The sequence below is a fragment of the Streptomyces sp. NPDC059740 genome, assembly GCF_042733155.1.
Lineage (GTDB): Bacteria > Actinomycetota > Actinomycetes > Streptomycetales > Streptomycetaceae > Streptomyces.
In genome coordinates, this window is sequence record NZ_JBHWGP010000011.1 from 38,872 (window position 1) to 61,025 (window position 22,154).

At 74.1% G+C, this 22,154-nt stretch carries 18 protein-coding genes and 1 pseudogene; 9 read left to right on the forward strand and 10 right to left on the reverse strand.

The features are described 5' to 3' along the window. Positions 1-204: 204 nt before the first annotated feature. Both ACFV3R_RS15665 and ACFV3R_RS15670 read left to right on the forward strand, forming a co-directional pair. Entirely contained in the window at positions 205-1,266 is a 1,062-nt protein-coding gene (locus tag ACFV3R_RS15665) for a hypothetical protein (protein WP_385581813.1), read from the forward strand. Positions 1,267-1,357: 91 nt separating this feature from the next. Continuing rightward, positions 1,358-1,606, forward strand: a complete 249-nt coding sequence (locus ACFV3R_RS15670; RefSeq protein ID WP_385581816.1) for a hypothetical protein — start codon at positions 1,358-1,360, stop codon at positions 1,604-1,606. Between the two features lie 181 nt (positions 1,607-1,787). Here ACFV3R_RS15670 and ACFV3R_RS15675 read toward each other — a convergent pair whose 3' ends face one another. The 4 genes and pseudogenes from ACFV3R_RS15675 to ACFV3R_RS15690 form a co-directional block, all read right to left on the reverse strand. Then, positions 1,788-2,924, reverse strand: a complete 1,137-nt coding sequence (locus ACFV3R_RS15675; RefSeq protein ID WP_385581821.1) for a questin oxidase family protein — start codon at positions 2,922-2,924, stop codon at positions 1,788-1,790. 794 nt (positions 2,925-3,718) lie between these two features. Then, a pseudogene (locus tag ACFV3R_RS15680) lies at positions 3,719-5,362 on the reverse strand (PTS transporter subunit EIIC); the annotation flags it as partial. Positions 5,363-5,424: 62 nt separating this feature from the next. Beyond that, entirely contained in the window at positions 5,425-6,381 is a 957-nt protein-coding gene (gene murQ, locus ACFV3R_RS15685; RefSeq protein WP_385581824.1) for an N-acetylmuramic acid 6-phosphate etherase, read from the reverse strand. 259 nt (positions 6,382-6,640) lie between these two features. After that, on the reverse strand, positions 6,641-7,645 hold the full coding sequence (locus tag ACFV3R_RS15690; RefSeq protein WP_385581827.1) for a MurR/RpiR family transcriptional regulator: 1,005 nt from the start codon (positions 7,643-7,645) through the stop codon (positions 6,641-6,643). 403 nt (positions 7,646-8,048) lie between these two features. Between ACFV3R_RS15690 and ACFV3R_RS15695 the strand changes: the two genes are divergently transcribed. From ACFV3R_RS15695 to ACFV3R_RS15715, 5 genes are all read left to right on the forward strand, one after another. Next, on the forward strand, positions 8,049-8,408 hold the full coding sequence (locus ACFV3R_RS15695) for a hypothetical protein (protein WP_385581831.1): 360 nt from the start codon (positions 8,049-8,051) through the stop codon (positions 8,406-8,408). A gap of 97 nt (positions 8,409-8,505) precedes the next feature. Further along, positions 8,506-8,862: a DUF4031 domain-containing protein gene (locus ACFV3R_RS15700; RefSeq protein WP_385581833.1), complete on the forward strand. Its 357-nt coding sequence runs from the start codon at positions 8,506-8,508 to the stop codon at positions 8,860-8,862. A gap of 268 nt (positions 8,863-9,130) precedes the next feature. Next, the gene (locus tag ACFV3R_RS15705; RefSeq protein WP_385581837.1) at positions 9,131-9,685 is read left to right on the forward strand and encodes a pyridoxamine 5'-phosphate oxidase family protein; all 555 of its coding nucleotides are present in this window, start codon (positions 9,131-9,133) and stop codon (positions 9,683-9,685) included. Between the two features lie 179 nt (positions 9,686-9,864). After that, the gene (locus ACFV3R_RS15710; protein ID WP_385581840.1) at positions 9,865-10,185 is read left to right on the forward strand and encodes a hypothetical protein; all 321 of its coding nucleotides are present in this window, start codon (positions 9,865-9,867) and stop codon (positions 10,183-10,185) included. A 253-nt stretch (positions 10,186-10,438) separates the two neighbouring features. Then, entirely contained in the window at positions 10,439-11,335 is an 897-nt protein-coding gene (locus ACFV3R_RS15715; RefSeq protein WP_385581843.1) for an endonuclease/exonuclease/phosphatase family protein, read from the forward strand. Positions 11,336-11,452: 117 nt separating this feature from the next. Here the strand turns inward: ACFV3R_RS15715 and ACFV3R_RS15720 are convergent, their stop codons facing one another. The 3 genes from ACFV3R_RS15720 to ACFV3R_RS15730 form a co-directional block, all read right to left on the reverse strand. Then, positions 11,453-12,697 (reverse strand): Cmx/CmrA family chloramphenicol efflux MFS transporter, encoded by a 1,245-nt coding sequence (locus ACFV3R_RS15720; protein ID WP_385581846.1) that lies wholly within the window; start codon positions 12,695-12,697, stop codon positions 11,453-11,455. A gap of 239 nt (positions 12,698-12,936) precedes the next feature. Further along, on the reverse strand, positions 12,937-13,770 hold the full coding sequence (locus ACFV3R_RS15725; protein WP_385581849.1) for a helix-turn-helix domain-containing protein: 834 nt from the start codon (positions 13,768-13,770) through the stop codon (positions 12,937-12,939). 335 nt (positions 13,771-14,105) lie between these two features. Continuing rightward, positions 14,106-14,759, reverse strand: a complete 654-nt coding sequence (locus ACFV3R_RS15730; RefSeq protein WP_385581851.1) for a hypothetical protein — start codon at positions 14,757-14,759, stop codon at positions 14,106-14,108. Positions 14,760-14,929: 170 nt separating this feature from the next. Here ACFV3R_RS15730 and ACFV3R_RS15735 point away from each other — a divergent pair, with 170 nt between their 5' ends. Further along, positions 14,930-15,637: a copper homeostasis protein CutC gene (locus ACFV3R_RS15735; protein ID WP_385581854.1), complete on the forward strand. Its 708-nt coding sequence runs from the start codon at positions 14,930-14,932 to the stop codon at positions 15,635-15,637. Positions 15,638-15,886: 249 nt separating this feature from the next. On the opposite strand, the gene ACFV3R_RS15740 is transcribed toward ACFV3R_RS15735, so the two are convergent. Continuing rightward, positions 15,887-18,010 (reverse strand): HelD family protein, encoded by a 2,124-nt coding sequence (locus ACFV3R_RS15740; protein WP_385581856.1) that lies wholly within the window; start codon positions 18,008-18,010, stop codon positions 15,887-15,889. Between the two features lie 468 nt (positions 18,011-18,478). Here ACFV3R_RS15740 and ACFV3R_RS15745 point away from each other — a divergent pair, with 468 nt between their 5' ends. Continuing rightward, the gene (locus ACFV3R_RS15745) at positions 18,479-19,684 is read left to right on the forward strand and encodes a glycosyltransferase 87 family protein (RefSeq protein ID WP_385581859.1); all 1,206 of its coding nucleotides are present in this window, start codon (positions 18,479-18,481) and stop codon (positions 19,682-19,684) included. Positions 19,685-19,744: 60 nt separating this feature from the next. Here the strand turns inward: ACFV3R_RS15745 and ACFV3R_RS15750 are convergent, their stop codons facing one another. After that, positions 19,745-21,397 carry a DNA repair helicase XPB gene (locus ACFV3R_RS15750; protein WP_385581863.1) on the reverse strand — a complete coding sequence of 551 codons (1,653 nt, stop codon included), beginning with the start codon at positions 21,395-21,397 and terminating at the stop codon, positions 19,745-19,747. 187 nt (positions 21,398-21,584) lie between these two features. Continuing rightward, on the reverse strand, positions 21,585-22,124 hold the full coding sequence (locus ACFV3R_RS15755; RefSeq protein WP_385582237.1) for a Uma2 family endonuclease: 540 nt from the start codon (positions 22,122-22,124) through the stop codon (positions 21,585-21,587). Positions 22,125-22,154: the final 30 nt, after the last annotated feature.

Genomic DNA, 22,154 nt, shown 5'->3' on the forward strand with positions numbered 1-22,154 from the left:
CACCACGCAGGACGAACCGAGGGCGGCACCCCCACCGGGTGCCGCCCTCGGCGCGTTCGGGGCGCTCGTTCGGGCCGCTACGAGGGGCGGAGATGGCCGTTCCGGCACTCGAACGTCTACTCGGCGATCGGAAAATCCCTCTTACTGGTGAAGAGTCCGGCTATCGCATGCCTGAGCGACTCGAACACCCCTAACGTCGTCCACATGGTCACTTCAGCGCATGAGGCGATGCATCGGATCTTCCAGGAGGACCCGGGCATCTTCGCCCGCGCCTTCCGTCCCCTCGGCGTCCCCTTCCCGGAGCCTGTCGCCGCCACCGTCCTCACTCCCGACGTCACCGAGAACCGCCCCCTGGAACGGCGGATCGACACCCTGCTCCTCCTGGAGACGGGCGCAGAGGGCCCCGACGGGAAGCTCCTGCTCGCCGTCGAGTCGCAGGGCCGCAGGGACCCGGCCAAACCGAGCAGTTGGGCGTACTACTCGGCCTACCTGCGCGCCAAGTACGGACTGGACGTCGTCCTCCTGGTCGTCTGCCAGGACCGGGCCACGGCGCACTGGGCGGAGGGCCCCTTCTTCCTGGGCACTACCCACTGGCCCCTGCTCACCCTGCGGCCTCTCGTCCTCGGCCCGCACAACGTCCCGTTGCTCACCGACCCCGAAGCGATCGAGCGGGACATCCCGTTGGCCACCTTCTCCGCAATCACTCACCGTGGCGGACCGTGTCCGGATGAGATACTGAAGATGCTGTTCTCCGCGCATATGACCCTTGACGAGGAGACCTCTCACCTCTTCGTGGAAATCACCGAGCGCGGCCTGGGCGACTCCCCGGCCGCTGACATCTGGAGGAATCTGATGGCTCTCGACCTGGACTTCTTCACCTCGGACACCTCGATGCGGCTGCGCGAGGAAGGACGCGAGGAAGGACGCGAGGAAGGGCGCGAGGAAGGGCGCGAGGAAGGGCGCGAGGAAGGGCGTGCGTTGGAGGCCGCGGAGGTGTTGTTGCGGCTGTTGGATGTGCGGGGTTTGGAGGTGTCGGCGCAGGCACGGGAGCGGATCCGGTCCTGCGAGGACTTGGGCGTCCTGCACGGCTGGTTGGAGCGGGTGATCGAGGTCTCGTCGGTGGAGGAGTTGCTGGTCGAGTCTGCTGGGTCTGCTCGGACGGAGGGGGTCGCTGAGCCCGACGAGGCAGGACGGGTCGGTGCGTCGGGTGGTGGTGCGGGGGTGCCAGGGCCCAGGCTCGGTGGAGCGGTGGAGGTGCCCCGTTGAGCCCGGGTTGCTGCGACTGGGGCTGCCGGTGTGTCCGCGCCGTCGAGCTTGGTCTGGGCGGCTCTCCGGCGGGTGGGTTGGGGGGAATGTGATGGCTCTCGACCTGAGCTTCTTCACCTCGGACACCTCGATGCGGCTGCGCGAGGAAGGACGTGCGGAAGGGCGGGTGTGGGAGGTAGCGGACGCGGTGTTGCGGGTGCTGGCCGTGCGGGGGGTGGAGGTGTCGGCGCAGACGGAGGAGCGGGTGCGGTCCTGCAAGGAGTTGGAGGTCCTGCACGCTTGGCTGAAGCGGGCATTGGAGGTGTCCACCGCCGCGGAGTTGCTGGCCGAGTCTGTCTGAGCAGACCGCCTTGCTCGGCCCGTGTCCGTGCACTTCCGACTGCCCACCTGGTTCGGCCCCCCGGTGCGGAGGCGGGGCGCGGTCCGGAAGGGTCGGGGCCAGGAGGTCGGGTGGCGGGGCCGGACGGCGAACTGTGGCTCGCCCGCTCGTCGTTCAGCCGTCAGCCGTCAGCCGTCAGCCGTCAGCCGTCAGCCGGGATCAGCTGGGTGGCTCGCAGGGCTGCTGCGAGGGCTGCCGAGTCGCCGCTGCGCCGGTGGACGTCCAGGGCCGTGTCGGCGAGCTTCACGACGTGCTCGTCGCCGTGATCCACCGCGCGCTGGAACACCTCCTCGGCCGACACCGCCTGGGACAGCAGGGCCTCGGTCTCCGTGGGCGGGGCCGAGTGGTCCGGACGGTAGGCGGCGACGACAGCCGCGGTGGCCGACCAGGCGGCACGGAAGGAGGGCAGGCGCATCTCCGCGGGAAGAGCGGGCAGGGTGCGCAGGACCGCGTTGGGAGCGGTGGCCGCGTGGACCAACATCACGCTGTTCCCGTGCCCGTGGTGCAGGTAGTACCGCGTGGCTGCCTCGACGAGCCGGCTGAGGTGGCCTTCGGCCTCCGCGACGGTTGCCGGTTCTCGGAGGCTCGCCAGCGTCGCGGGCCAGGTGCTCAATCCCGGAAGCTGGCTCACCCGGTGGAGCAGGCCCTGGGACCGGTCGGGTACCGGGGGTACCGCTGTCAACGCCGCGGTGGCGTCCGGAGCCAGGTGGGTGGACACCGGAGCGGTATTCCTGTCGTCGGGCTGGTGCGGCCCGGGGACCGAGCCGTCGGCTGACTCAGAGGAGAAGGGGGTCGCGCCGGGTACGGGCAGCCAGCGGGCGGCCCAGTAGCCGAGGGCCTGCGCCAGCTCCGTCCGCCTCGCCGCGGTCTCCTGGCCGGACAGGGCCCGGACGGCGTGGCCGGTGCGGATCACGCCGTGGGTGGCGCCCGCCGCGATGCCCGGCAGGAGCCGTGGCCACCATCGCAGCAGCACGGGGTGCCACCCCTCCTCGGCGATCTCCCGGGAGAAGCGGGCCGTCCAGTCTGCGACGCGCCGCCGGTCTCCCAGCGCCTCGCGCCACTCCTCGTCGGTGACGGCTCGGCCGGGGCCGGGCCGGTCGTCCAGCCGCCGGGTGTATCCGTCGAGCCACTCGTGGGTGTGGTCGCCGAGGCCCCGCTGGGCCATGGCCTCCACCACCATCGGGCCGTGGTTGCTCAGGTAACCGTCGTACTCGGGGCCGGTGGCGTGGAGTCGGGTGTAGGCGCTGTCGAGGGTGTCCTCGACGGGTGCGTCCGTCATCGGTGCCTCCTTGTCCGCCGGGCGGACCCGACGGGCTCGTCTGGAACGAAGGGGAACGAGCGCGCTGTGGAGAACGCTAGGAGCGAGGGATGCGCCTTGCATCGGCCCAAGGAACGGGAAGGCACGAAGCCGAGCCCTGGGACGGACCTAGGACCGCAGGGGGAGAGGCCCGCGTTTCCCGGTCCGGGCCGTCCCCTCGGGCACGCCCGGCAGCCCCCGCCAGGGGCCGCCCCCGCCAGGGGCCGGCCCCCGCACGTGGCGGACCGGCGCCTGTGGGAACTTGGTGCTTGCGGGACCCCGGCGCCTCCGGGACCCCGGCGCCTGCGGAAACTCGGCGCTTGCGGGCCCCCGATGCCTGCGGGACCCCGGTACCTGCGGCACTCGGCGCCTCCGGGACCCCGGTGCCCGAGGGCCCTTCAGGTCACGAGGGGCGCCGATGTCCTCCGGACACCGACGCCCCTGCATCCCGGACACCGACGCCCCCAGGAAGCCGCCGACCGCTGACGCCGTTGACGGCTCACGCCGCTGGCCGCTCACGTCACTGACGGCTTACGCCACGCACGGCTCACGCCAGTCACGGCTCAGGCCGCCGTCGCGTCCTTGCTGCCGGACGAGGAGTCTCCGCTGGGGGGTTCCTGGGCTGCGGGGTTCGAGCCGGTCGGGGTGGTGCCCGTCGTGGCCTTGCCGGCCTCCGCACCCGCGTCCGCACCCGCACCCGCGTCCGCACCCGCACCCGCACCCGCGTCCGCACCCGCGTCCGCACCCGCATCCGCGCCCACTTCCGCGCCCCCGTTCGCCGGGTGGGAGGCGGGAGTTGCCGGAGCGGGTTCGGCCGGGTGGGTCTCCTCGCCGTTGAGCTCCGCCAGCATCTGTCGGCTGAAGCCGAAGAAGTAGGTGGCGAGGAAGCCGACGACGTACCCGGCCAGGAGTCCGCCACCGTAGACGGCGACCGTGGTGCCCAGGCCCTGGTTGCCCTTCAGCAGCGGGAACAGGGCCCAGCCCGAGGGGCCGATGGCCGTGGATCCCACCTGGTCGCCCAGCATCGAGAACAGGCCCACGAACGCGCCGCCTGCCGCGCCACCGACGCAGGCCGTGACGAAGGGACGGCCCAGTGGCAGCGACACACCGTAGATGAGGGGTTCGCCGACGCCGAGGAAACCGGCCGGCAGCGCGGACTTGATGGTCTGGCGCACCGAACGGTTGTGGCGCAGCCGCAGGTAGACGGCGATGGCACAACCGACCTGGCCCGCGCCGGCCATCGCCAGGATCGGCAGCAGCACGGTGTAGCCCTGCTGCTCGATCAGGGTGGTGTGAATGGGGATGAGCGCCTGGTGCAGGCCGAGCATGACCAGCGGCAGGAAGAGTCCGCCCAGGACCAGACCGGCGAAGGCCCCGGTGTTCACCAGCAGCCAGTTGGCAGCCGTCCCGATGCCCGTGGCGACCTCACCCGCGACGAACATCAGCCCGTAGAGGGTGACCAGTCCCGAGACCAGCACGGTGACGGTCGGGGTGACCAGGACGTCGACGGCTTCGGGGACGCGGCGCCGGCAGACCTTCTCCACCCAGGTCGCCAGGGCAGCGGCGGCGAGGGCACCGAGCACACCACCCTGCCCGGGGGCGAGCTTCTGCCCGAACGCCTCGATGTTCGCGACGCCGGGGAAGACGATGATCGCGGCGACGGCACCTCCCAGCACCGGGGTGCCGCCGAACTCCTTCGCGGTGTTGAAGCCGACGAAGACCGCGATGAGCGCCATGAAACCGGAGGCGATAGCGGTGAGGGCCGAGGTCAGCCCCGGCAGCCAGCCGAGGTTGGTGAGCAGGCCGTTGACACCGGCGATGATGCCGCAGCCGATGAGGGCGGGGATCAGCGGCACGAAGATGTTGGCGATCCGTCGCAGGAAGAGCTTCACGGGTGTCGCGTTGCGTGCCTTGCGCTCCGCGCGCAGGGCGGCCCCCTGCGCGGCGAGGGCGTCGGCGGTGGCCTGGTCCGAGGCGGCGCCACCGGCCGGTCCCGGGCCGGGCGTCCCCTCGTCCGGAGTTCCGGCGCCCGGTGCCGTGGTGTCGCTCGCGGGGGTGTCACTCGCGGTGGTGCCGGTCGCGGTGGTGCCGGGTTCCGCCGCGGTGGGTGGGGTGTCGGCCCCGCGCGCGTTCTCCTCGGCGGCGAGGGCCTCGAAGAGGGGGGTGACCCGGGAGACGGCTCCGGGCCCGAGCACGATCTGGTAGGTGTCGTCCTCGACCACGCCCATCACGGCGGGCAGGGCCCGCAGTTCCTCCTCGCGGACCAGGGAACGGTCGCGCAGGCCGAGGCGGAGACGGGTCATGCAGTGGTCGATGGAGGAGAGGTTGGCCGCACCCCCCACCAGGGGGAGGATCGCGGCAGCGGTGGCGCGGTGCTTGTCGGCGGGGTCGGCGCCGTGGGGGGAAGCGGTCTGAGACATGGTGCGAGGCGCTGTTCTGTGCGGGGGCGCCCCGGGCTCCTTCGCCCGGGAGGCCCGGTGGGTCAACTCGTGGTCGCGGCCAGCAGGGCGGCGCGCAGGTGTCCTTCGGAGGCGGCGAGGAGGCGGGCCGCGGTCGGACCGTCGACGTCGGCGAGCACGCAGAGGATCGCGTTCTTCACCTCGCCGCCGGTCGCAGCGAGCGCCGCCTCGATACGGTCGTCCGCCGCGCCCGTCGCCAGCGAGACGATGCGGCGCGAACGGGCGTGCAGTTTCTCGTTGGAGGCGCGGACGTCCACCATGAGGTTCCCGTAGGTCTTGCCCAGGCGGATCATGGTGATCGTCGAGATCATGTTGAGGACGAGCTTCTGCGCCGTCCCCGCCTTCAACCGGGTCGAGCCGGTCAGCAGCTCGGGGCCGACGACGACCTCGATGCCGTGTTCGGCCGCCGCGGCCAGCGCGGACCCCGCGTTGCAGGACAGGCCGACGGTCAGCGCGCCCAGCTCGCGGGCGTGGCGCACGGCGCCGACCGCGTACGGGGTGCGCCCGGACGCCGAGATCCCCACGACCGTGTCCTGGGCCGTCAGCCCCAGGGCGCCCAGGTCCTCGGCGGCGAGTTCGGCGCTGTCCTCGGCGCCCTCCACCGCGGTGACCATGGCCGAGGGGCCGCCCGCGATGAGGCCGACGACCTCTCCCGGCCCGGTGTTGAACGTGGGCGGGCACTCGCTGGCGTCCAGGACACCCAGGCGCCCGGCCGTGCCCGCACCGGCGTAGATCAGGCGGCCGCCACGGGCCATCCGTTCAGCCGTCCCGTCGATGGCGGCTGCGATGCGGGGCAGCTGGGCGGCGACGGCGGCCGGCACCGTGGCGTCCTCGCCGTTCATGATCCGGGCGATCTCCAGGGTGGAGCGCCGGTCGATCTCGGCGAGTTCCGGCCGGAACGCCTCGGTCGTCAGGTGCTCCAGCTCGGCTCGCAGGTTCGTTTCGGCTCGCAGGTTCGTGTGGTCAGCGGTCGAAGACATCTGGCTGGCGGCTCTCTCTGGTGTGGTGCGGTGTGTGCGCCCCGCCACCTACCTGACTGCGGGTACCCCTCTGGGGACGCACCGTAGCCGGTGGCGGTGTGTCGGGCTCGGCGGCGCGGTCGAAGCCGAGCGGCAGGTGGCCCGGCTGGCAGCGGTCCCGTCCCGTCGGGGCGGGTCGTCGGGTGTGCCGATGGGACGGGTCGATGCGGTTCCGGGTGCGTCGGCTGGTTCCTGGGCCGGTCGCCTCCCGGGTGGTCGGTCAGTTGCGGGTACGGGGGTGGTGGCGGTGCGCCAGGGCCTCGTAGGAGGCGGCCAGTGCCGGGGCCGCCGTCTCGTAGGTCCGCTGCGCCACGCCCACGAAGAGGCAGTCGACGATCAGCAGCTGGCTGGTACGGGAGGACATGGCGGCCGGCCGCAGCTCGCTCTCGCGCGCCGAGGAGGTGGTGAGGATGTGGTCGGCGTACGCGGCGATGTCGCCGTCGGCGCGACCGGTGACGGCGATGGTCGTCGCGCCGCGGTCGAACGCCACCCGGAGCGGCTCGATGACGTCCGTGGTCCGGCCGGAGTGGGTGATGGCCACCGCGACGTCGCCGGCGCGCAACTGCACGGCGTTGGTGACGGCCAGGTGCGGGTCGGGGTGCGCGTGCGCGACCAGGCCGATGCGCAGCAGCTTCTGCGCGAGGTCCTGGGAGACCAGGTTGGAGGCGCCGACGCCGTAGACGTCCACCCGGCGGGCGGTGGCGAGCGCGGTGACGGCGGCCTCCAGTTGCGAGACGTCCAGTGCCTGGGCCGTGTCGACCAGGCAGCGCTGCTCCTCCTGGGCGAGTTTGGCGACCACGTCCGGGAGCGCGTCGTCGACGGCTATGTCGGCGGTCACGGCGGGCGCGCGGCCCGCGGCCTGCTGGGCGGCGAGCGCGGCGAGGGCCAGTCGCAGGTCCCGGTAGCCGGGGTAGCCCAGCAGTCGCGAGGTGCGCACCACGGTCGCCTCACTGGTGCCCGTCAGCGCGGCGAGGCCGGTGACGGTCAGCGCCGCGCAGCCCGCCGGGTCGGCGGCGACGGCCTCGGCGACCCGTTGCATGGAGCGGGTCATCGAGGGGGCGAGGGTGCGTACCTTTGAGGCCAGGGCGCCGGGAGCGGGCGGGTGCTGGGCGGTCCGTGGCGTGCCGCGCCGGTGGTCGGAGTCCGGCGGCGCCGCCTCACCCGCCGCGGGTGCCGGCGTGGGGCGCGCGGGGCGGGGGAAAGTTTCCTTCAGGCCTCTGCTCACACCTGAAAAGTAATTTCAGCGGCTGGGGGCGTCAATACCGTCTCCGCGTGGTGGGCCCCACGTGGGCGCGGTGCGGCTGGGGCCGCCGGCGGCAGGAGAGCGGTTCCCGGATGCTGCTGGACGCTCCGGCGCAGCCCTGGCCTGCTTCTCGGTCCCCTCGCGGTCTCGGGTGGGAGGGCCGCCGAGGCGGTGCTGCCGGCTTCGTATGCGTCCGGGCAGACGCGGCCGGCCGACAGCGCGAGCAACTCGTCCTGGCGGCGCGCGAGCAACTCGTCCTGGCGCCGCACGAGGTGGAGAGGCGCCGCCCGGTGAAGCGTGCGGTCACCGCGGTCCGCCCCGTCCGCACGGGCACCCTGACCTCGGGTGGGGCTGCGCACGCCGGGGAGCGCGGGACAATGGGTGCATGGAGTTGGAACAGGCACTGCACGCCGCCCGCGCGCTGGTCCTCGCCGACCTCATGGCCGGTGACGTCGCCGACGCCGAGATCGTCTCGCTGGTCGAGGACGCGGTGGTCCACCGCCGGTGGTGGGTCGAGCAGTGGCCGGAGGGCGCCGCCTTCGTCGCCGGTCTGGTCGCCCAGGACGTCCAGGACGCCCTGCTGGAACGCTACGGACGGTGGCCGCTGTGCCCGGTGTGCACCGGCAGCGGCGATCCGCACGCCCTGGACGTGGAGCCCGAGTTGGGTGCCGACCCGCACTGGGTCTGTCCCCAGACGGCGGTGGCGGTGGCCCCCCTCGGATCGCTGGGGGCGGCCACCGGCTGACGCCGGCCGGGTAAGGCGCCGGTGACCGAGGACGTACCGCCGGCCGTTCCGGGACCCGGCGGCGAAGACCCGAGCAAGCAAGGAGGCCCGGCAGCACGTGACGCTCTACATCGACCCGCCCACCTGGCCCGCGCACGGCCGATCCTGGTCCCACCTCGTCAGCGACACCTCCTTCGAGGAGCTGCACGCCTTCGCCGCCGACCTGGGCCTGCCCGCACGCGCCTTCGACGGTGACCACTACGACGTGCCGGACCACCGGTACGCGGACGCGGTGCGCTCCGGAGCGGTGGCGGTGGGCGGCAAGGAACTGCTGCGCCGGTTGGTGGCGGCCGGACTGCGCCGCCCCAAGCACCGCCGTGCCGCAGGCCCGCAGCCAGGGCGCCCAGGTGCCGCAGGACACCGTCCGCCCCAGGACCGGCCCGGACCGGAGGCAGAACCACCGCAGGGTGGGTGAGGCGCACGAGGGCTCGGGCGCTCACCAACCGGGCAGGGCCGGGGACCACCGGCTTCCGGCTCTCCCGGGCGCACCGCCCCGGGCTGTGGGCACGGGCAGCCGTGGCGACCGGCTGTCCGGCCGGACTGCCGCGCTGCTGCTCGGCGTGCGGCTCGACCGGAGTCCCGCGCGGTGCGGCGAGCTGATTCAGCGGGTGGCCGACGGGGCATCCGGGTCCGGGCAGGCCGCCGGCCCGCTCCACCCCGCCCCGTCCACCGAGGAGTCACCCGTGGGAATCGGCCCGCTCACCGACCTGGACCCCGACTACAGCAGCCCGGACGCGGCTGCCGTCCCCTGGGCGGACGCCTCGGCTCTGCTGCGGGAGGCCGAGCTCTACTGGCTCAGCACCGTGCGGCCCGACGCGCGCCCGCACGTCACGCCGCTCATCGGCGTCCTGGACACCGACGAGGAGAGCGAACGGCCGACCTTGTGCTTCGCCACCGGCCCCGCGGAACGCAAGGCCCGCAACCTGCACCACAACCCGCACTGCGTCCTGACCACCGGGCGCAACGAACTCGGCGCCGGCTTCGACGTCGTGGTGGAGGGTGAGGCGGTCCGCGTGACGGACGGTGAGGAACTGCGGCGGCTGGCGGCCCTGTGGGAGGAGAAGTACGGCGCGTCCTGGCACTACGAGGTGGCGGACGAGCTCTTCGTCGGCGTGAGCGGTATCAGGGCCGAGGTGTTCGCCGTGCACCCGGTGACCGCCTTCTGCTTCGCCCGGGGGGAGCAGTACGCCCAGACCCGGTACCGGTTCGGACCTCCCGCCGGCGGCCTCGGCGGGTGACCGGGCGGGCGGTGCGCGGAGCGGTACGGGCGTGGCGGCAGCCCGGTGGACGGCGTCGGGGCAGGCCGTCGTGCGCGGGGCCTCCCGGTGCCGGCGGGTGGTGGGTGGGGTGCCTGGCGGGCCGCCACCACCCCCACGGCATAGTGGCGAGGTCCACCACCGAGCTCAGGAGCCCGAACATGCCGTTGTTCCGTCACCGCGCGAGCGTCACCGTCCTCCGCGACCTGGAGATCGTCCGCTCCCGCCTGGAGAGTGCGCTGGCCGAGGCCGATCCGGAACTGGCACCGGGGCTCAGGTACGCCCTGGACGTCGTCACCGAGCTGGACGACGAGCGCACCGACCTGCGCACCGAGTGGGCCCGGGGCGTCCTGGAGACGGAGGGCGTCGACCCACGAGCCCACGAGGTGCGGGCCGTGAAGGCGTTGCGCGACGCCCGCCCGGGCCTGTCGCTGCGGGACGCCGTGGAGATGGTCAAGGCCGTGCTGGCCACCGAGCACTGAGGAGCCGCCGTGCGAGGAGCCGCCGCGCCGAGGAGCCGCCTCGGTGCGGGCTGTGCGGACGGTCGCCCGTGGCGCGGGTGGGCCGTCGGTGTGCGGTGCGGGGGACGGGGGCCTGGCGCCGGGCGGGCGCAGGGGTTTCGGGGCGCGGCCGGCCGAGGGTACGGCCGTTGCCACGCGCCGCTCACCCGCCGAGAGGACGGACGGCGGTAGGTTCTCGGCCTGTACCTGACAGCATCGATCACCTGGGGATCCGATGAACCTGTGTCGACGTACCGCCCGCCTTCTCCTCACCGCAGGTCTGGTGGGTGCCCTGGCCACCGGGACCGCCGCCGTCGCGGCGCCGGCCCCCGGTGGCGCGGGGGCCGGCAACGGGCCGCGCGGCGCGGTGCCGCTGCGCGTCGCCTCGTACAACATCCACGCGGGGGCCGGCATGGACGGCGTCTTCGACCTCGACCGCACCGCGGCGGCCGTACGCGACCTGCACGCCGACGTCGTCGGCCTCCAGGAGGTGGACGTGCACTGGGACGCCCGCAGCCGCTGGCTGGACCTGGCCGCCGAACTCGGCGCCCGCCTGCACATGCACGTCTTCTTCGCGCCGATCTACGACGAGGACCCGGCCACCGCCGGCGCCCCCCGGCGTCAGTACGGCGTGGCGATCCTCTCGAAGTACCGCTTCGAGGAGACCGCGAACCACGACCTGACCAGGCTCTCCACCCAGGACCCCGACCCGCGGCCGGCGCCCGGCCCCGGATTCGCCGAGGTCGTGCTGCGGGTGCACGGCGTCCCCGTCCACGTTTACGACACCCACCTCGACTACCGGTCCGACCCGGCGGTGCGCACCCTCCAGGTCGCCGACACCCGCCGGATCATGGCGGAGGACTGCGGCACGCGCGGACGCTGCCCGCTCCAGTTCCTGCTCGGCGACTTCAACGCCGGTCCCGGGGCCCCGGAACTCGCGCCGCTCTGGCAGGAGCTGCGGCGGGCGGACGCGGGCGTCCCCTCCTGGCCCGCCGACACCCCCCGCACCGCCCTGGACTACGTCACCGGCTCCCGCGACCGGGTCTCCTTCCGGGACACCACCGTGGTCGACACCCAGGCCTCGGACCACCGGCCGGTCGTCACCGACGCGCTGCTGCGCCGCGGCAGGTGAGGCAGGCCCCGTGCACGGCCGCGAACGCACCCTGCCGCGAGCCGGGCGCGGGGTCGTCCGCGGACGACGTGGGGAGGAGGCCGGGGTGAGGAGGGGGGCTCGGCTCCGGCCCGGTGGTCAGTGCTCGCCGGGCGCCGGTGCGGCGGCCCCCCGCTCCAGGGCGGGCTCCTCGGCCGGCGTCCGGCCCCTGGCGACCAGCCGGGACGCGCTGGAGGAATGGTGGACCCGGATGGCGAAGAGGGTGATCACGACCGCGAGGCCGGCGAGCGCCGCCCCCGTCCACGCCACCGCCGGGTAGCCCCAGCCCGCGCTGATGACCAGCCCGCCCAGCCACGGGCCGATGGTGTTGCCCACGTTGAACGCCGCCGTGGTCGTCGCCCCCGCCAGGGTCGGCGCCGCGTCCGCCACCGCGAACATGCGCGCGTTGAGAGCGGGCGCGGTGGTGAAGGCCGTCACGCCCAGCATGAGGGCGAGTGCGACCGCGGCGGCCGGGACGTGGGCGGTCAGGGCGAGCACCACCAGCACGACGGTGGAGGCGCTGATCCCGCCGAGGATCGTGCCGAACAGGTGCGAGTCGGCGATCCGGCCGCCGAGGTAGGTGCCGGCGAGGGCGCCCACGCCGAAGAGGGCCAGCACCGTCGGCACCCAGCTCTCGGCCAGTCCGGCGGTCTCGGTCAGCAGCGGCGAGAGGTAGGAGAAGAGGGCGAAGACCGCGCCGCCGTTGAGCGCGGTGGCGGCCAGCGCGAGCCAGACCTGGCGGTCGCGGTAGATCCGCAGCTCCCGGCGGAGCACCGGCCGGTCCGCGCCCGTCGGCACCGAGGTGCGGGGCACCAGCGCCACCACGCCGACCAGTCCCACGGCGGAGAGCACCGCCACCGCCCAGAACGCCGACCGCCACCCGGCGTGCTCGCCGAGCAGCGCACCGGCCGGCACACCGGCGATGTTGGCCACGGAGAGACCTCCGACCATGACCGCCATCGCCCGGGCCCGCGCCGTCACCGGCACCAGCGACACGGCGACCGCCGCGCCCACCGCCCAGAACCCGGCACAGGCCAGGGCGCTCACCACGCGGGAGACGAAGAGCACCGGGTAGCTGGGGGCGAGCGCCCCCGCCACCTGACCGAGCCCGAAGACGGCGAGCAGCGCGATCAGCGTGGTGCGGCGCGGCAGGCGCAGCGTGGCCGCGGCCAGCACCGGGGCGCCCACTACCATGCCCACCGCGAAGGCGGAGACCAGCAGTCCGGCCTGCGGGATGGAGACGCCCATGTCCCGGGCGAGCGGCTGGAGGATGCCCGACAACATGAATTCCGAGGTGCCCAGGGCGAATACCGAAAGGCCCAGGACGAAGACGGCGGCGGGCATGCGTGTGCGGTCAGGAGACACACGTATCTGCTCGGTGGAGGCTTCAGGCATGTCCAGGCGAACGCCGACGGCAGGGGGGAGCATTCCTCGATCCGGGAGCGCGGTGGGGGTGCGGGGGGTGTTCCGTGTCACCCTCCGCGCGCCGCGGAGGGGCGGCTCGCGGAGCCCCGACCGGCTCGGCCCGGCGAGTGGGGGCGCTCACCGGGAGCCGGCGGTCCACGCCCCCGCCGTCCCGCGGCTCACCTCCCCAGCCGGTAGCCCTCCGCGGCCGACTCCACCAGGGTCAACGAGGCCTCGGGCGACAGCGCCGCGGCGCGGACCAGGTCGTAGGTGAGGCTGTAGCGCTCCACCTGCACCGGGTCGTCGAGGAACTTGTCACTGCCGGGCCCCTGGAGGTGCACCACCGGCGGGGCCTCGGTGAAGGTCATCAGTTTGAGAGCGCCCTCCAGGCCGGCGTGGGCGCCCTCGGCGAACGGCAGGACCTGGACGATGATGCGGCTCTCCTGGGCCAGGGTGAGGATGTGCGCGAGCTGGCCGGCCATGACGGCGGGGCCGCCCACCGGCCGTCGCAGCACCGCCTCGTCCAGCACCGCCCAGAACAGCGGGGTGGTCGGGTCCTCCAGGACACCGGCCCGTTCCAGCCGGGCGGCGACCATCTCCTCCACCAGCGACTCGGCCGCCACCGGGTCGGCGGCGCGCAGCACGGCCCGGGTGTACTCCTCGGTCTGGAGCAGGCCGGGCACGAGCTGCGGTGCGTACTCCCGGATCGTCTTGGCCAGCGACTCGGACTCGGCGGCCTGCGCCACGTGCTCAGGGAGCCGGGAGGTGGTCGCGGTCGCCAGGTGACGGGCGAAGAAGCCGTCGGTCCGCAGGATCTCGTCGATCTGCTCGGCGTACTCCCGCTGCATCCGGCGGGCCCCGGACTCCAACTGGCCGATGAAGGAGCCGCTGACGAACATCGGGGCGCCCAACTCGGCCTGCGAGAGACCGGCCTGCTCGCGCTGGTACCGCAACTCGGCTCCGTAGAGCGCGCGTGGGGTGAGCGTCGGGTCGGGACGGTGGGACTTGGACATGACGCGGCTCCCGCTCGTGTGCACGCTGGTGGTGACCCCTCCCCCCGCGCACCGTAGCCCCGCCGTGGCGCAGGGTGCACGCCCGTGGCGGGGTCGGTGGGAAAGGTGACCCCTGATGGCCTACAGCGGCGTCAACTTCCGTGACCTGCGGCGCCATTGATCGAAAAGGGCGGTAGGGGAGTGATGTCCCTCGTTGGGGGTTTTGCGGCACAGGGGGCACGCCCTGAGCCGGGGCCGGGGCGGCTCGTCCGCAGGGGGCGGGTGACACGTGCCCACCGGGTCCCGGCCAGGGGTGGTCCGTCCGTCCCGGGTCGGAGGGTGCCTGTCCGGGGGTGTCAGCCCGCCAGCAGGTCCAGTTCCGCCGACAGGTTGCGTCGGGCTGCGGCCTCCCACCGCGCCCGCCCCCGCGGGGTGCGGAAGAGCGCGGGGAGCTCCAGGAGCTGCCGCAGGACGGTTGCCCGGCCCTCGCGGAAGGTGCCGTCCGGGACGAAGGAGTACTCCTCCCGCACGGCCGAGGCGTACGCCGCGTAGGCCTCGGCCGTGCCCGCCAGGACGGCGAGGTCCGCGTCGCACAGCACCTCGCCGTTCCGGTCGCCCGGCGTGGGGTCGTGGGTCACCGTCAGCCGGACCAGGCGTGCCACCTCGGCGGTGCGGTCCGGGCCCACCCCCAGTTCCGGCAGGGCGCGCTCGGCCAGGGATGCGCTGCGCTCCTCGTTCTCGGAGCGGTCCGGGCGGTAGACCGCGTCGTGGAACCAGGCCGCCAACCGCACCGCCGCGAGGTCCTCGGCATGGTCGGCCAGGTCGTCGACCCGGTCCAGGACCGCGGCCAGGTGGACGGTGGTGTGGTAGTGGCGCTGCGGCTCCGACCAGCGGCGCAGCAGGTCCTCCGCGTAGCGGTCCGGGTCGGGTGACTCGCCCGCGGCGGCGGGGCGCGCGGCGGTGACGGTGGCCTCCCAGCGGTGGCGCAGGGTCTTCTCCAGGTCGTCCATGGGGTCATTCTCGCCGCGCCGTCGGGCTGTCGGCGGCCTGCCGCGGCTTGCCGCCGGCGTCCGGCCCCGGCGGTCGCGGGGGTGGGGCGGGGCCGTCCGCGGTGCGGGACGGTGAGGGAAGAGGGGTGCCGGACGTGGCGACGCGTTGCACGATGTGGCACTCTGGCTACATGTCTAGACCAATTCTCGAGGTGATCGCGCTCGACGCGCAGGACGCTCTCGCCGCCCGGGCCGGAGGGGCGGACCGCCTCGAACTGGTCACGGACATGGCAGCGGACGGCCTCACCCCGCCCCGTGAGGTGTTCGCCGAGATCCGCGCGGCGGTGGACATCCCGCTGCGCGTCATGCTGCGTGCCACCGACGGCTTCGCCGCGGGGGACGTCGACGCCCTGTGCCGGCGCGCGGCCGAGCTGCGGGCGGAGGGCGCCGAGGAGTTCGTCCTCGGGTTCCTCGACGGGACCGGTGCCCCCGATCTGGCCGCGATGGCCGCCCTCCTCGCCGAACTCGACGGCTGCCCCTGGACGTTCCACCGCGCCATCGACCAGGCCGCCGACCGCCACGCCCTGCGCGGTGCCCTCGCCGGCCTGCCCGGCCTGGACACCTTCCTGACCGCCGGCTCCGCGGCGGGCGTCGAGGAGGGACTGCCGACGCTGCTGGCCGAGGCCGCCCGCGCCACGGCCGGTGAGCCCGGCTACGCACCCCGCGTCATGGCGGGCGGCGGCCTCCACCTCCGCCACGTCCCGGCGCTGCTGGAAGGCGGCCTCGACGCCTTCCACATCGGCGGCGCGGCCCGTCCCGGCGGCTGGAGCGGACCGGTCGAGGCCGCCGCCGTACGGGACTGGCGCGCCGCTCTGGACACCTCGGCCGTCCCGGCCTGACCCCCGCCCCGGACGCCCGCCGAGCACCGCCGGGCGCCGAGCACCGCCGGGCGCCGCGCAACGCCGGGGACGAACACCGGGCGCCACCGGGCCGGGCCGGGGACACGCACCTCGCGGCTCCCCGGCGCCCGGCCCCCACCGTCCGGACCGCTTCGGGCCTCTCCCAGGCCCCCGGCCCCGGGTTCCGGGCAGCCAGCCTCGGGGCTCCCGCTTCAGGACTCAGGCCCCGGGAACCCCGGAACCCCGGCCTCAGGCCCCGGCCGTCAACCGGTCAGGCAGGTCCGCCGCGTGGACGACCGTCAGCCCGGAGACGGCCCTGGTCAGGCAGACGTAGAGGCGGCGCAGCCCGGTACGTTCGTCCGGTTCGCCGTCGACGACCGCGGCCGGTTCGTCCAGCACCACGGAGTCGTACTCCAGGCCCTTGGCGAGCGCGGCCGGCACCAGCGTCAGCCGGGCCTCGGACGAGGTCTCCTCACCCGGCGCGAGCACCCCGAGGCCCGCCGCCGCCAGCGCCTCCCGCAGCGCGGGCAGCCGGGCCTCGGCCGCGATCAGACCGACCGAGCCCTCCCTGGCCAGGGCGTCCCGGCAGGCGGTCAGCACGGCCGCGTCCAGGTCCTTTGGCGGCGTGCGGCGGATCTCGAAGTCGCCGGGCGCCTCCCGGATCGAGGTGGCCTCGCGCAGCCGCGGAGCGATGGCGGGCAGCAGCCGCGAGGCGTAGGCGATGACCTCGCGCGGCACCCGGAAGCCCTGCGTCAGCTCCTCCACCCGCGCCCCCGCCTTGCCCAGGTGCACCAGCGCCTCCTCCCAGGAGTCGGTGGCCCACGGGGTCGTTCCCTGCGCCAGGTCGCCCAGGATCGTCGCCGACCCCGTCGTGCAGCGGCGGCCCACCGCGCGGTACTGCATGGGGGAGAGGTCCTGCGCCTCGTCCAGCACGACGTGGCCCAGCGACGGGGTGCGCTCGACCAGGTCCCGCGCCTCGTCCACCAGCACCGCGTCGGCCGCCGACCAGGGCGCGCTCTTCACGCCGCGCGCCGGCTTCGGCCACAGCACCGCCTTCTGCTCCTCCTCGGTGAGGACGCCCGCCGCGTGCTCGGCCAGGAACGCCGCGTCGCCCAGCAGCCGGAGCACCACCTTCACCGGGTCCAGCGGCGGCCAGACCGCCTTCACCGTGGCCTTCACCGCGGCGTTGCGGGCCACCGCGTCCTGCACCCGGTCGTCGGGCGCCTCCCCGGCCTGCTCCATGCGCACCAGCACGGCGTGGGCGATGCGGTGCGGCAGCGCCTCGCGGCCCGCGCCGTAACGGGTGTCGCGGTCCAGCAGCTGCCGCACCATCTCCTCGATCTCCTGCGCCGGCACCCGCCACCGCCGCGAACCGCGCACCACCACACACGGCTCGGTGGGCATGCGGACGTGGGAGCGCACGGCCCGGCGCAGCACCTCCGCCAGCCGCGCGTCGCCCTTCACGGTGGCCGCCCGCGCGTCGTCGACCCCGCGCACCTCCACGTGCGCCACCAGGTCGTCGACGGTCGCCTGCTGCACCTCCAACTCCCCCAGCGCGGGCAGCACCTGCGCGATGTAGTGCAGGAACGACCGGTTCGGGCCGACGACGAGGGTGCCGGCGCGGGCCAGTCGCTCCCGGTGGGCGTACAGCAGGTACGCCACCCGGTGCAGGCCCACCGCGGTCTTGCCGGTGCCGGGCGCGCCCTGCACGCAGAGGGTGCCGGTCAGGTCGGCGCGGACGATCTCGTCCTGCTCCGGCTGGATGGTCGCCACGATGTCGCGCATCGGACCGACACGCGGGCGTTCGATCTCGCTCTGGAGCAGCTTGCTGGCCGCCGGGTCGCCCGAGCCGCCCGCCGCCGGGTCGTCGAGGTACTCGTCCTCGTACGCGGAGAGCCGCCCGCCGGTGTACCCGAAGCGGCGCCGCAGCCGCAGGTCCATCGGGTCCTTGCGGGTCGCGCGGTAGAAGGCCTGCGAGACGGGGGCGCGCCAGTCCAGGACCATCGGGTCGCCGTCGACGTCGTGGACGTGGCGGCGCCCGATGTAGAACCGCTCGCCGGCCGCGCCCTCGGCCAGTTCCTCGCCGGGCGCGCGGAGGTAGTCCAGCCGCCCGAAGAACAGCGGGGTGTCGGCGAGGTCGGCGAGGGACTTGATGCGCGCCTCCATCTGCGTCTGCAGCACCTGGGCGTTGACCCAGTTGGCCGCGACGTTGCGGATGTCCAGCGACTCGGCGTCCTCCCGCATGGCCCGCAGCGCCACCCGGGACGCCGTCAGGTGGGCCTGTTCGCGCTCCAGCGGGTCGGTGGCGGCGCCGGTGTCGGGCGGGGCTGCGGGGGCGGGGGACTGCGGCTGGTCGGGGACGGGCGTGGGCACGGCGTTGCCTCCGGCGGAATTCGGACACGATCACGGCGCACGCGGGCCCGGCGGCAGCACAGCAGATCCCTGCGGCCTGGGTGGGCGGGCGTGGTTTCCGGCCGGTTTCCGTCCGGTCGGGCGCCCGGCGCGGCGGCGGGGCGGGGCCCGGACGGCCTGGGCGGGCCGGTCCGGGGCGAAGCGGCGATTGTAGCCACCGTGCGGCGGTGGCGCGACGTCTTTTCCGGGCGGCCTCTGGCGCAGTCTGTTCGCCGCCGCGCGCCCGGCGGGGCGAGTTTCGCCGGCGTCACGCGGACGGGGAAGCCGATCCGTTAGCGTCGCGCGGACGGGGAAGCCGATCCGTTAGCGTCGCGCGGACGGGCCGGACGAGGTGTCGAGGAGGGGCCAGCGGTGACTGCCGTCGAGGGCACGGAGGCAGCGGAGGGGACACGGCCTGGGGACGCCTGGTCGAGGAGGGCGCCGGCGGCCGTGCCGGTCTCCCGCCGCGCCCTGCTGCTCGCCGGCGTGGCGGTGGCCCTCTCCCTCGCCGGGCTCCTCGCCTTCTGCCTGCTCAGGCCGCCCTACATGGCCGACGTCGTCGTCTACCGCGCAGAGGGCCACGCCGCCGCCACCGGTGGCGACCTCTACGGCTTCACCGTCACGCCGTGGCACCTGCCCGCCACCTACCCGCCGTTCGCGGCCCTGCTGTTCATCCCCGCCTCCTGGCCCACCCTGCACGGCCTGAAGATCGTCACGCTGGTGGTCAACCTGGCGCTGCTCGCCGTCGTGACGTACCTGTCGGCGAAGCTGGCCGGCCGCTGGACGCAGTTGCGGTCCGCGCGCCGGCTGCCCGCCCTGGTCGGCGCCACGGCCCTCGCGGTGTGGCTCGAACCGGTCTTCCAGACCCTCACCTTCGGGCAGGTCAACCTCGCCGTCACGGCCCTGGTGCTGTACGACCTCACCCGGCCCGACCACGCGACGGGCAAGGGCTTCGCCATCGGGCTGGCCGCCGGCATCAAACTCACCCCCGGCTTCTTCGTGCTCTACCTGCTGGTCACCGGCCGGGTGCGGGCGGCGGCCACGGCCCTCGCCGGGTTCCTGACCTCGGCGCTGGTCGGCGCGCTCGTACTGCCCCACTCCAGCGTCGACTTCTGGGCGCACCGGATGTTCGAGACGGGCCGGGTGGGCAAGGTCTGGATCGTCGACAACCAGTCGCTGCAGGGCGCCGTGGCCCGCGTCCTGCACCTGCCCGCCCCCGGCATGCTGTGGGCGGTCCTGGCGCTGTGCACCGCCGTCGCCGGGCTCTACCTCGCCCGGCGGCTGCACGGTCTGGGCCAGGAGGCGTGGGCCGTGCTGTGCGTCGCGGTGACCGCGCTGCTCATCTCGCCCATCAGCTGGTCCCACCACTGGGTGTGGTGCGTGCCGCTGCTGGTGGTGGCGGCCTCCCGGGTGCGGGGCTCGCGCCGGCGGCTGGTGCTGCTGGTGGCCACCGCCGTCGTCTTCAGCGCCCGCACCATGTGGCTGCTGCCGCACGAGGGCACCCAGGACCTGCACTTCGCCTGGTGGGAACAGCCGCTCGCAGCGCCCTACCCGCTGCTGGGGCTCGCGTTCCTGGCGGGGGCGCTGGTCACGGTGCGGCGGCACGAGCGCCGGGCCGTGCGCCGGCGGACGGCGCCGGCCACCGCGGTGGCCTGAGGCCGGGAGCCGCCGCTCCCGGCCGGTCCGCCGCCCCCGGACACCTGCCGCCGGCGGGGGTCAGGCCTCCTCGCCCGCCGCCAGCAACTCGTCCGCGTCCATGATCCGGTAGGCGTAACCCTGCTCGGCCAGGAAGCGCTGCCGGTGGGCGGCGAAGTCCTGGTCGACGGTGTCGCGCGCCACCACCGAGTAGAAGCGCGCCTCGTGGCCGTCGGCCTTCGGCCGCAGCACCCGGCCGAGGCGCTGGGCCTCCTCCTGGCGCGAGCCGAAGGTGCCGGACACCTGGATCGCCACGGTCGCCTCCGGAAGGTCCACCGAGAAGTTCGCGACCTTGGAGACCACCAGCACCGACAGCTCGCCCTGGCGGAAGGCCTCGAAGAGCTTCTCGCGCTGCGCGTTGCTGGTGTCGCCCTTGATGACCGGGGCGCCCAGGTGCTCGCCCAACTCGTCGAGCTGGTCGATGTACTGGCCGATCACCAGGGTCTGCTCGCCCTGGTGGCGGCGCACCAGTGCCTCGGTGACCTGCTGCTTGGACGCGGTCGTCGCGCAGAACCGGTACTTCTCCTCGGTCTCCGCCGTGGCGTACGCCAGCCGCTCGGAGTCGGTGAGGTTGACGCGGACCTCCACGCAGTCGGCGGGCGCGATGTAGCCCTGCGACTCGATCTCCTTCCACGGCGCGTCGAACCTCTTCGGCCCGATGAGCGAGAAGACGTCCGACTCGCGGCCGTCCTCCCGCACGAGCGTCGCGGTCAGCCCGAGGCGGCGCCGCGCCTGGAGGTCGGCGGTGAACTTGAAGACCGGCGCCGGCAGCAGGTGCACCTCGTCGTAGACGATCAGGCCCCAGTCCCGGGAGTCGAACAGCTCCAGGTGCGGGTAGACGCCCTTCCGCTTGGTCGTCAGCACCTGGTACGTGGCGATGGTGACCGGGCGGATCTCCTTCTTCGTCCCGCTGTACTCGCCGATCTCCTCCTCGGTCAGCGAGGTGCGGCGCACCAGCTCGTGCTTCCACTGCCGGGCCGAGACGGTGTTGGTGACGAGGATCAGCGTGGTCGCCTTGGCCTGCGCCATGGCCCCCGCGCCCACCAGCGTCTTCCCCGCACCGCAGGGCAGCACGACGACGCCGGAGCCGCCGTGCCAGAAGTTGTCCACGGCCTGCTGCTGGTAGGGGCGCAGCGACCATCCGTCCTCGTCCAGGTCGATGCGGTGCGCCTCACCGTCGACGTACCCGGCGTGGTCCTCGGCCGGCCAGCCGAGCTTGAGCAGGGTCTGCTTGATCTGCCCGCGCTCGGAGGGGTGCACCACCACGGTGTCCGGGTCCAAACGCTCCCCGACCAGCGGCTGCACCTTCTTGGACTTCAGCACCTCCGCCAGCACCGGCCGGTCGGTGGTGGTCAGGACCAGGCCGTGCGCGGGGTGCTTGGTGAGGGTCAGGCGCCCGTAGCGGGACATGGTCTCGGCGATGTCGACGAGCAGGGCGTGCGGCACCGGGTAGCGCGAGAACTGCACCAGGGCGTCCACCACCTGCTCGGCGTCGTGCCCGGCGGCCCGCGCGTTCCACAGGCCGAGCGGGGTGACGCGGTAGGTGTGGATGTGCTCCGGCGCGCGCTCCAGCTCGGCGAAGGGCGCGATGGCCCGCCGGCAGGCGTCGGCCTGCTCGTGGTCGACCTCCAGCAGGAGTGTCTTGTCGCTCTGGACGATCAGTGGCCCGTTCACGCGTGTGTGACCCTTTCTGCGACCTCGCCCCGCCGCCCCGGCGGCTGGTGCCGGACGGGCGGCGGTCGACGACCCCCTACGACGGCGGACGCCCCGGGACGCGGGGCGGCCAAACGTCCAGTGTGCCGCATGGCAGCGGGGAAGCGGGTGGCTCGGGACACACGCCCGGCGGAGGGTCCCGGAGCGCCTACTGCGGGTAACGCGGCAGGTCGGTGGTGGAGATCGTCCACTCGCCGATGGCGACGTCCTCGCCGTAGACGAAGTCCTTGCGGATGGCGTAGCGGGGGCCCTCGGGGGTGTCGTGGATGTCGGAGAGGACGGTGCCGGTGCCGGTGCGCGGGTCGAACACGGCGTAGCAGGGGACGCCCATGAGCGGGTAGTCCCGCATCTTCCCCACCCAGTCGTTGTCCGGGTTGGAACGGGAGACGACCTCGATCGCGGCGAGCAGTGAGCGGGGGGCGAAGGGGCCGTCGTCCGCCATGTCGGAGAGAGCGACCACGATCACGTCGGGATGGCGGAGGATGCCCTGGTCGGGGGCCTCGACATCCGGGGTGCCGGTGTGGGCGGGCAACTCCGACGGCATGGTGTGCTCAAGGCGGCGGCGGACGCGCAGGGCGGTCAGTTCGTGGCGGCCGTTGGGTGTCGTCAGGTCGTGGACGATCCCCTCCCGGGTGATCTCCAGCTTCCCGGTAACGTCCTCCCGCACCCGCTCGACGACGTCACGCATCGCCCGGTAGCGGAAGCCCGCCTCCGGTAC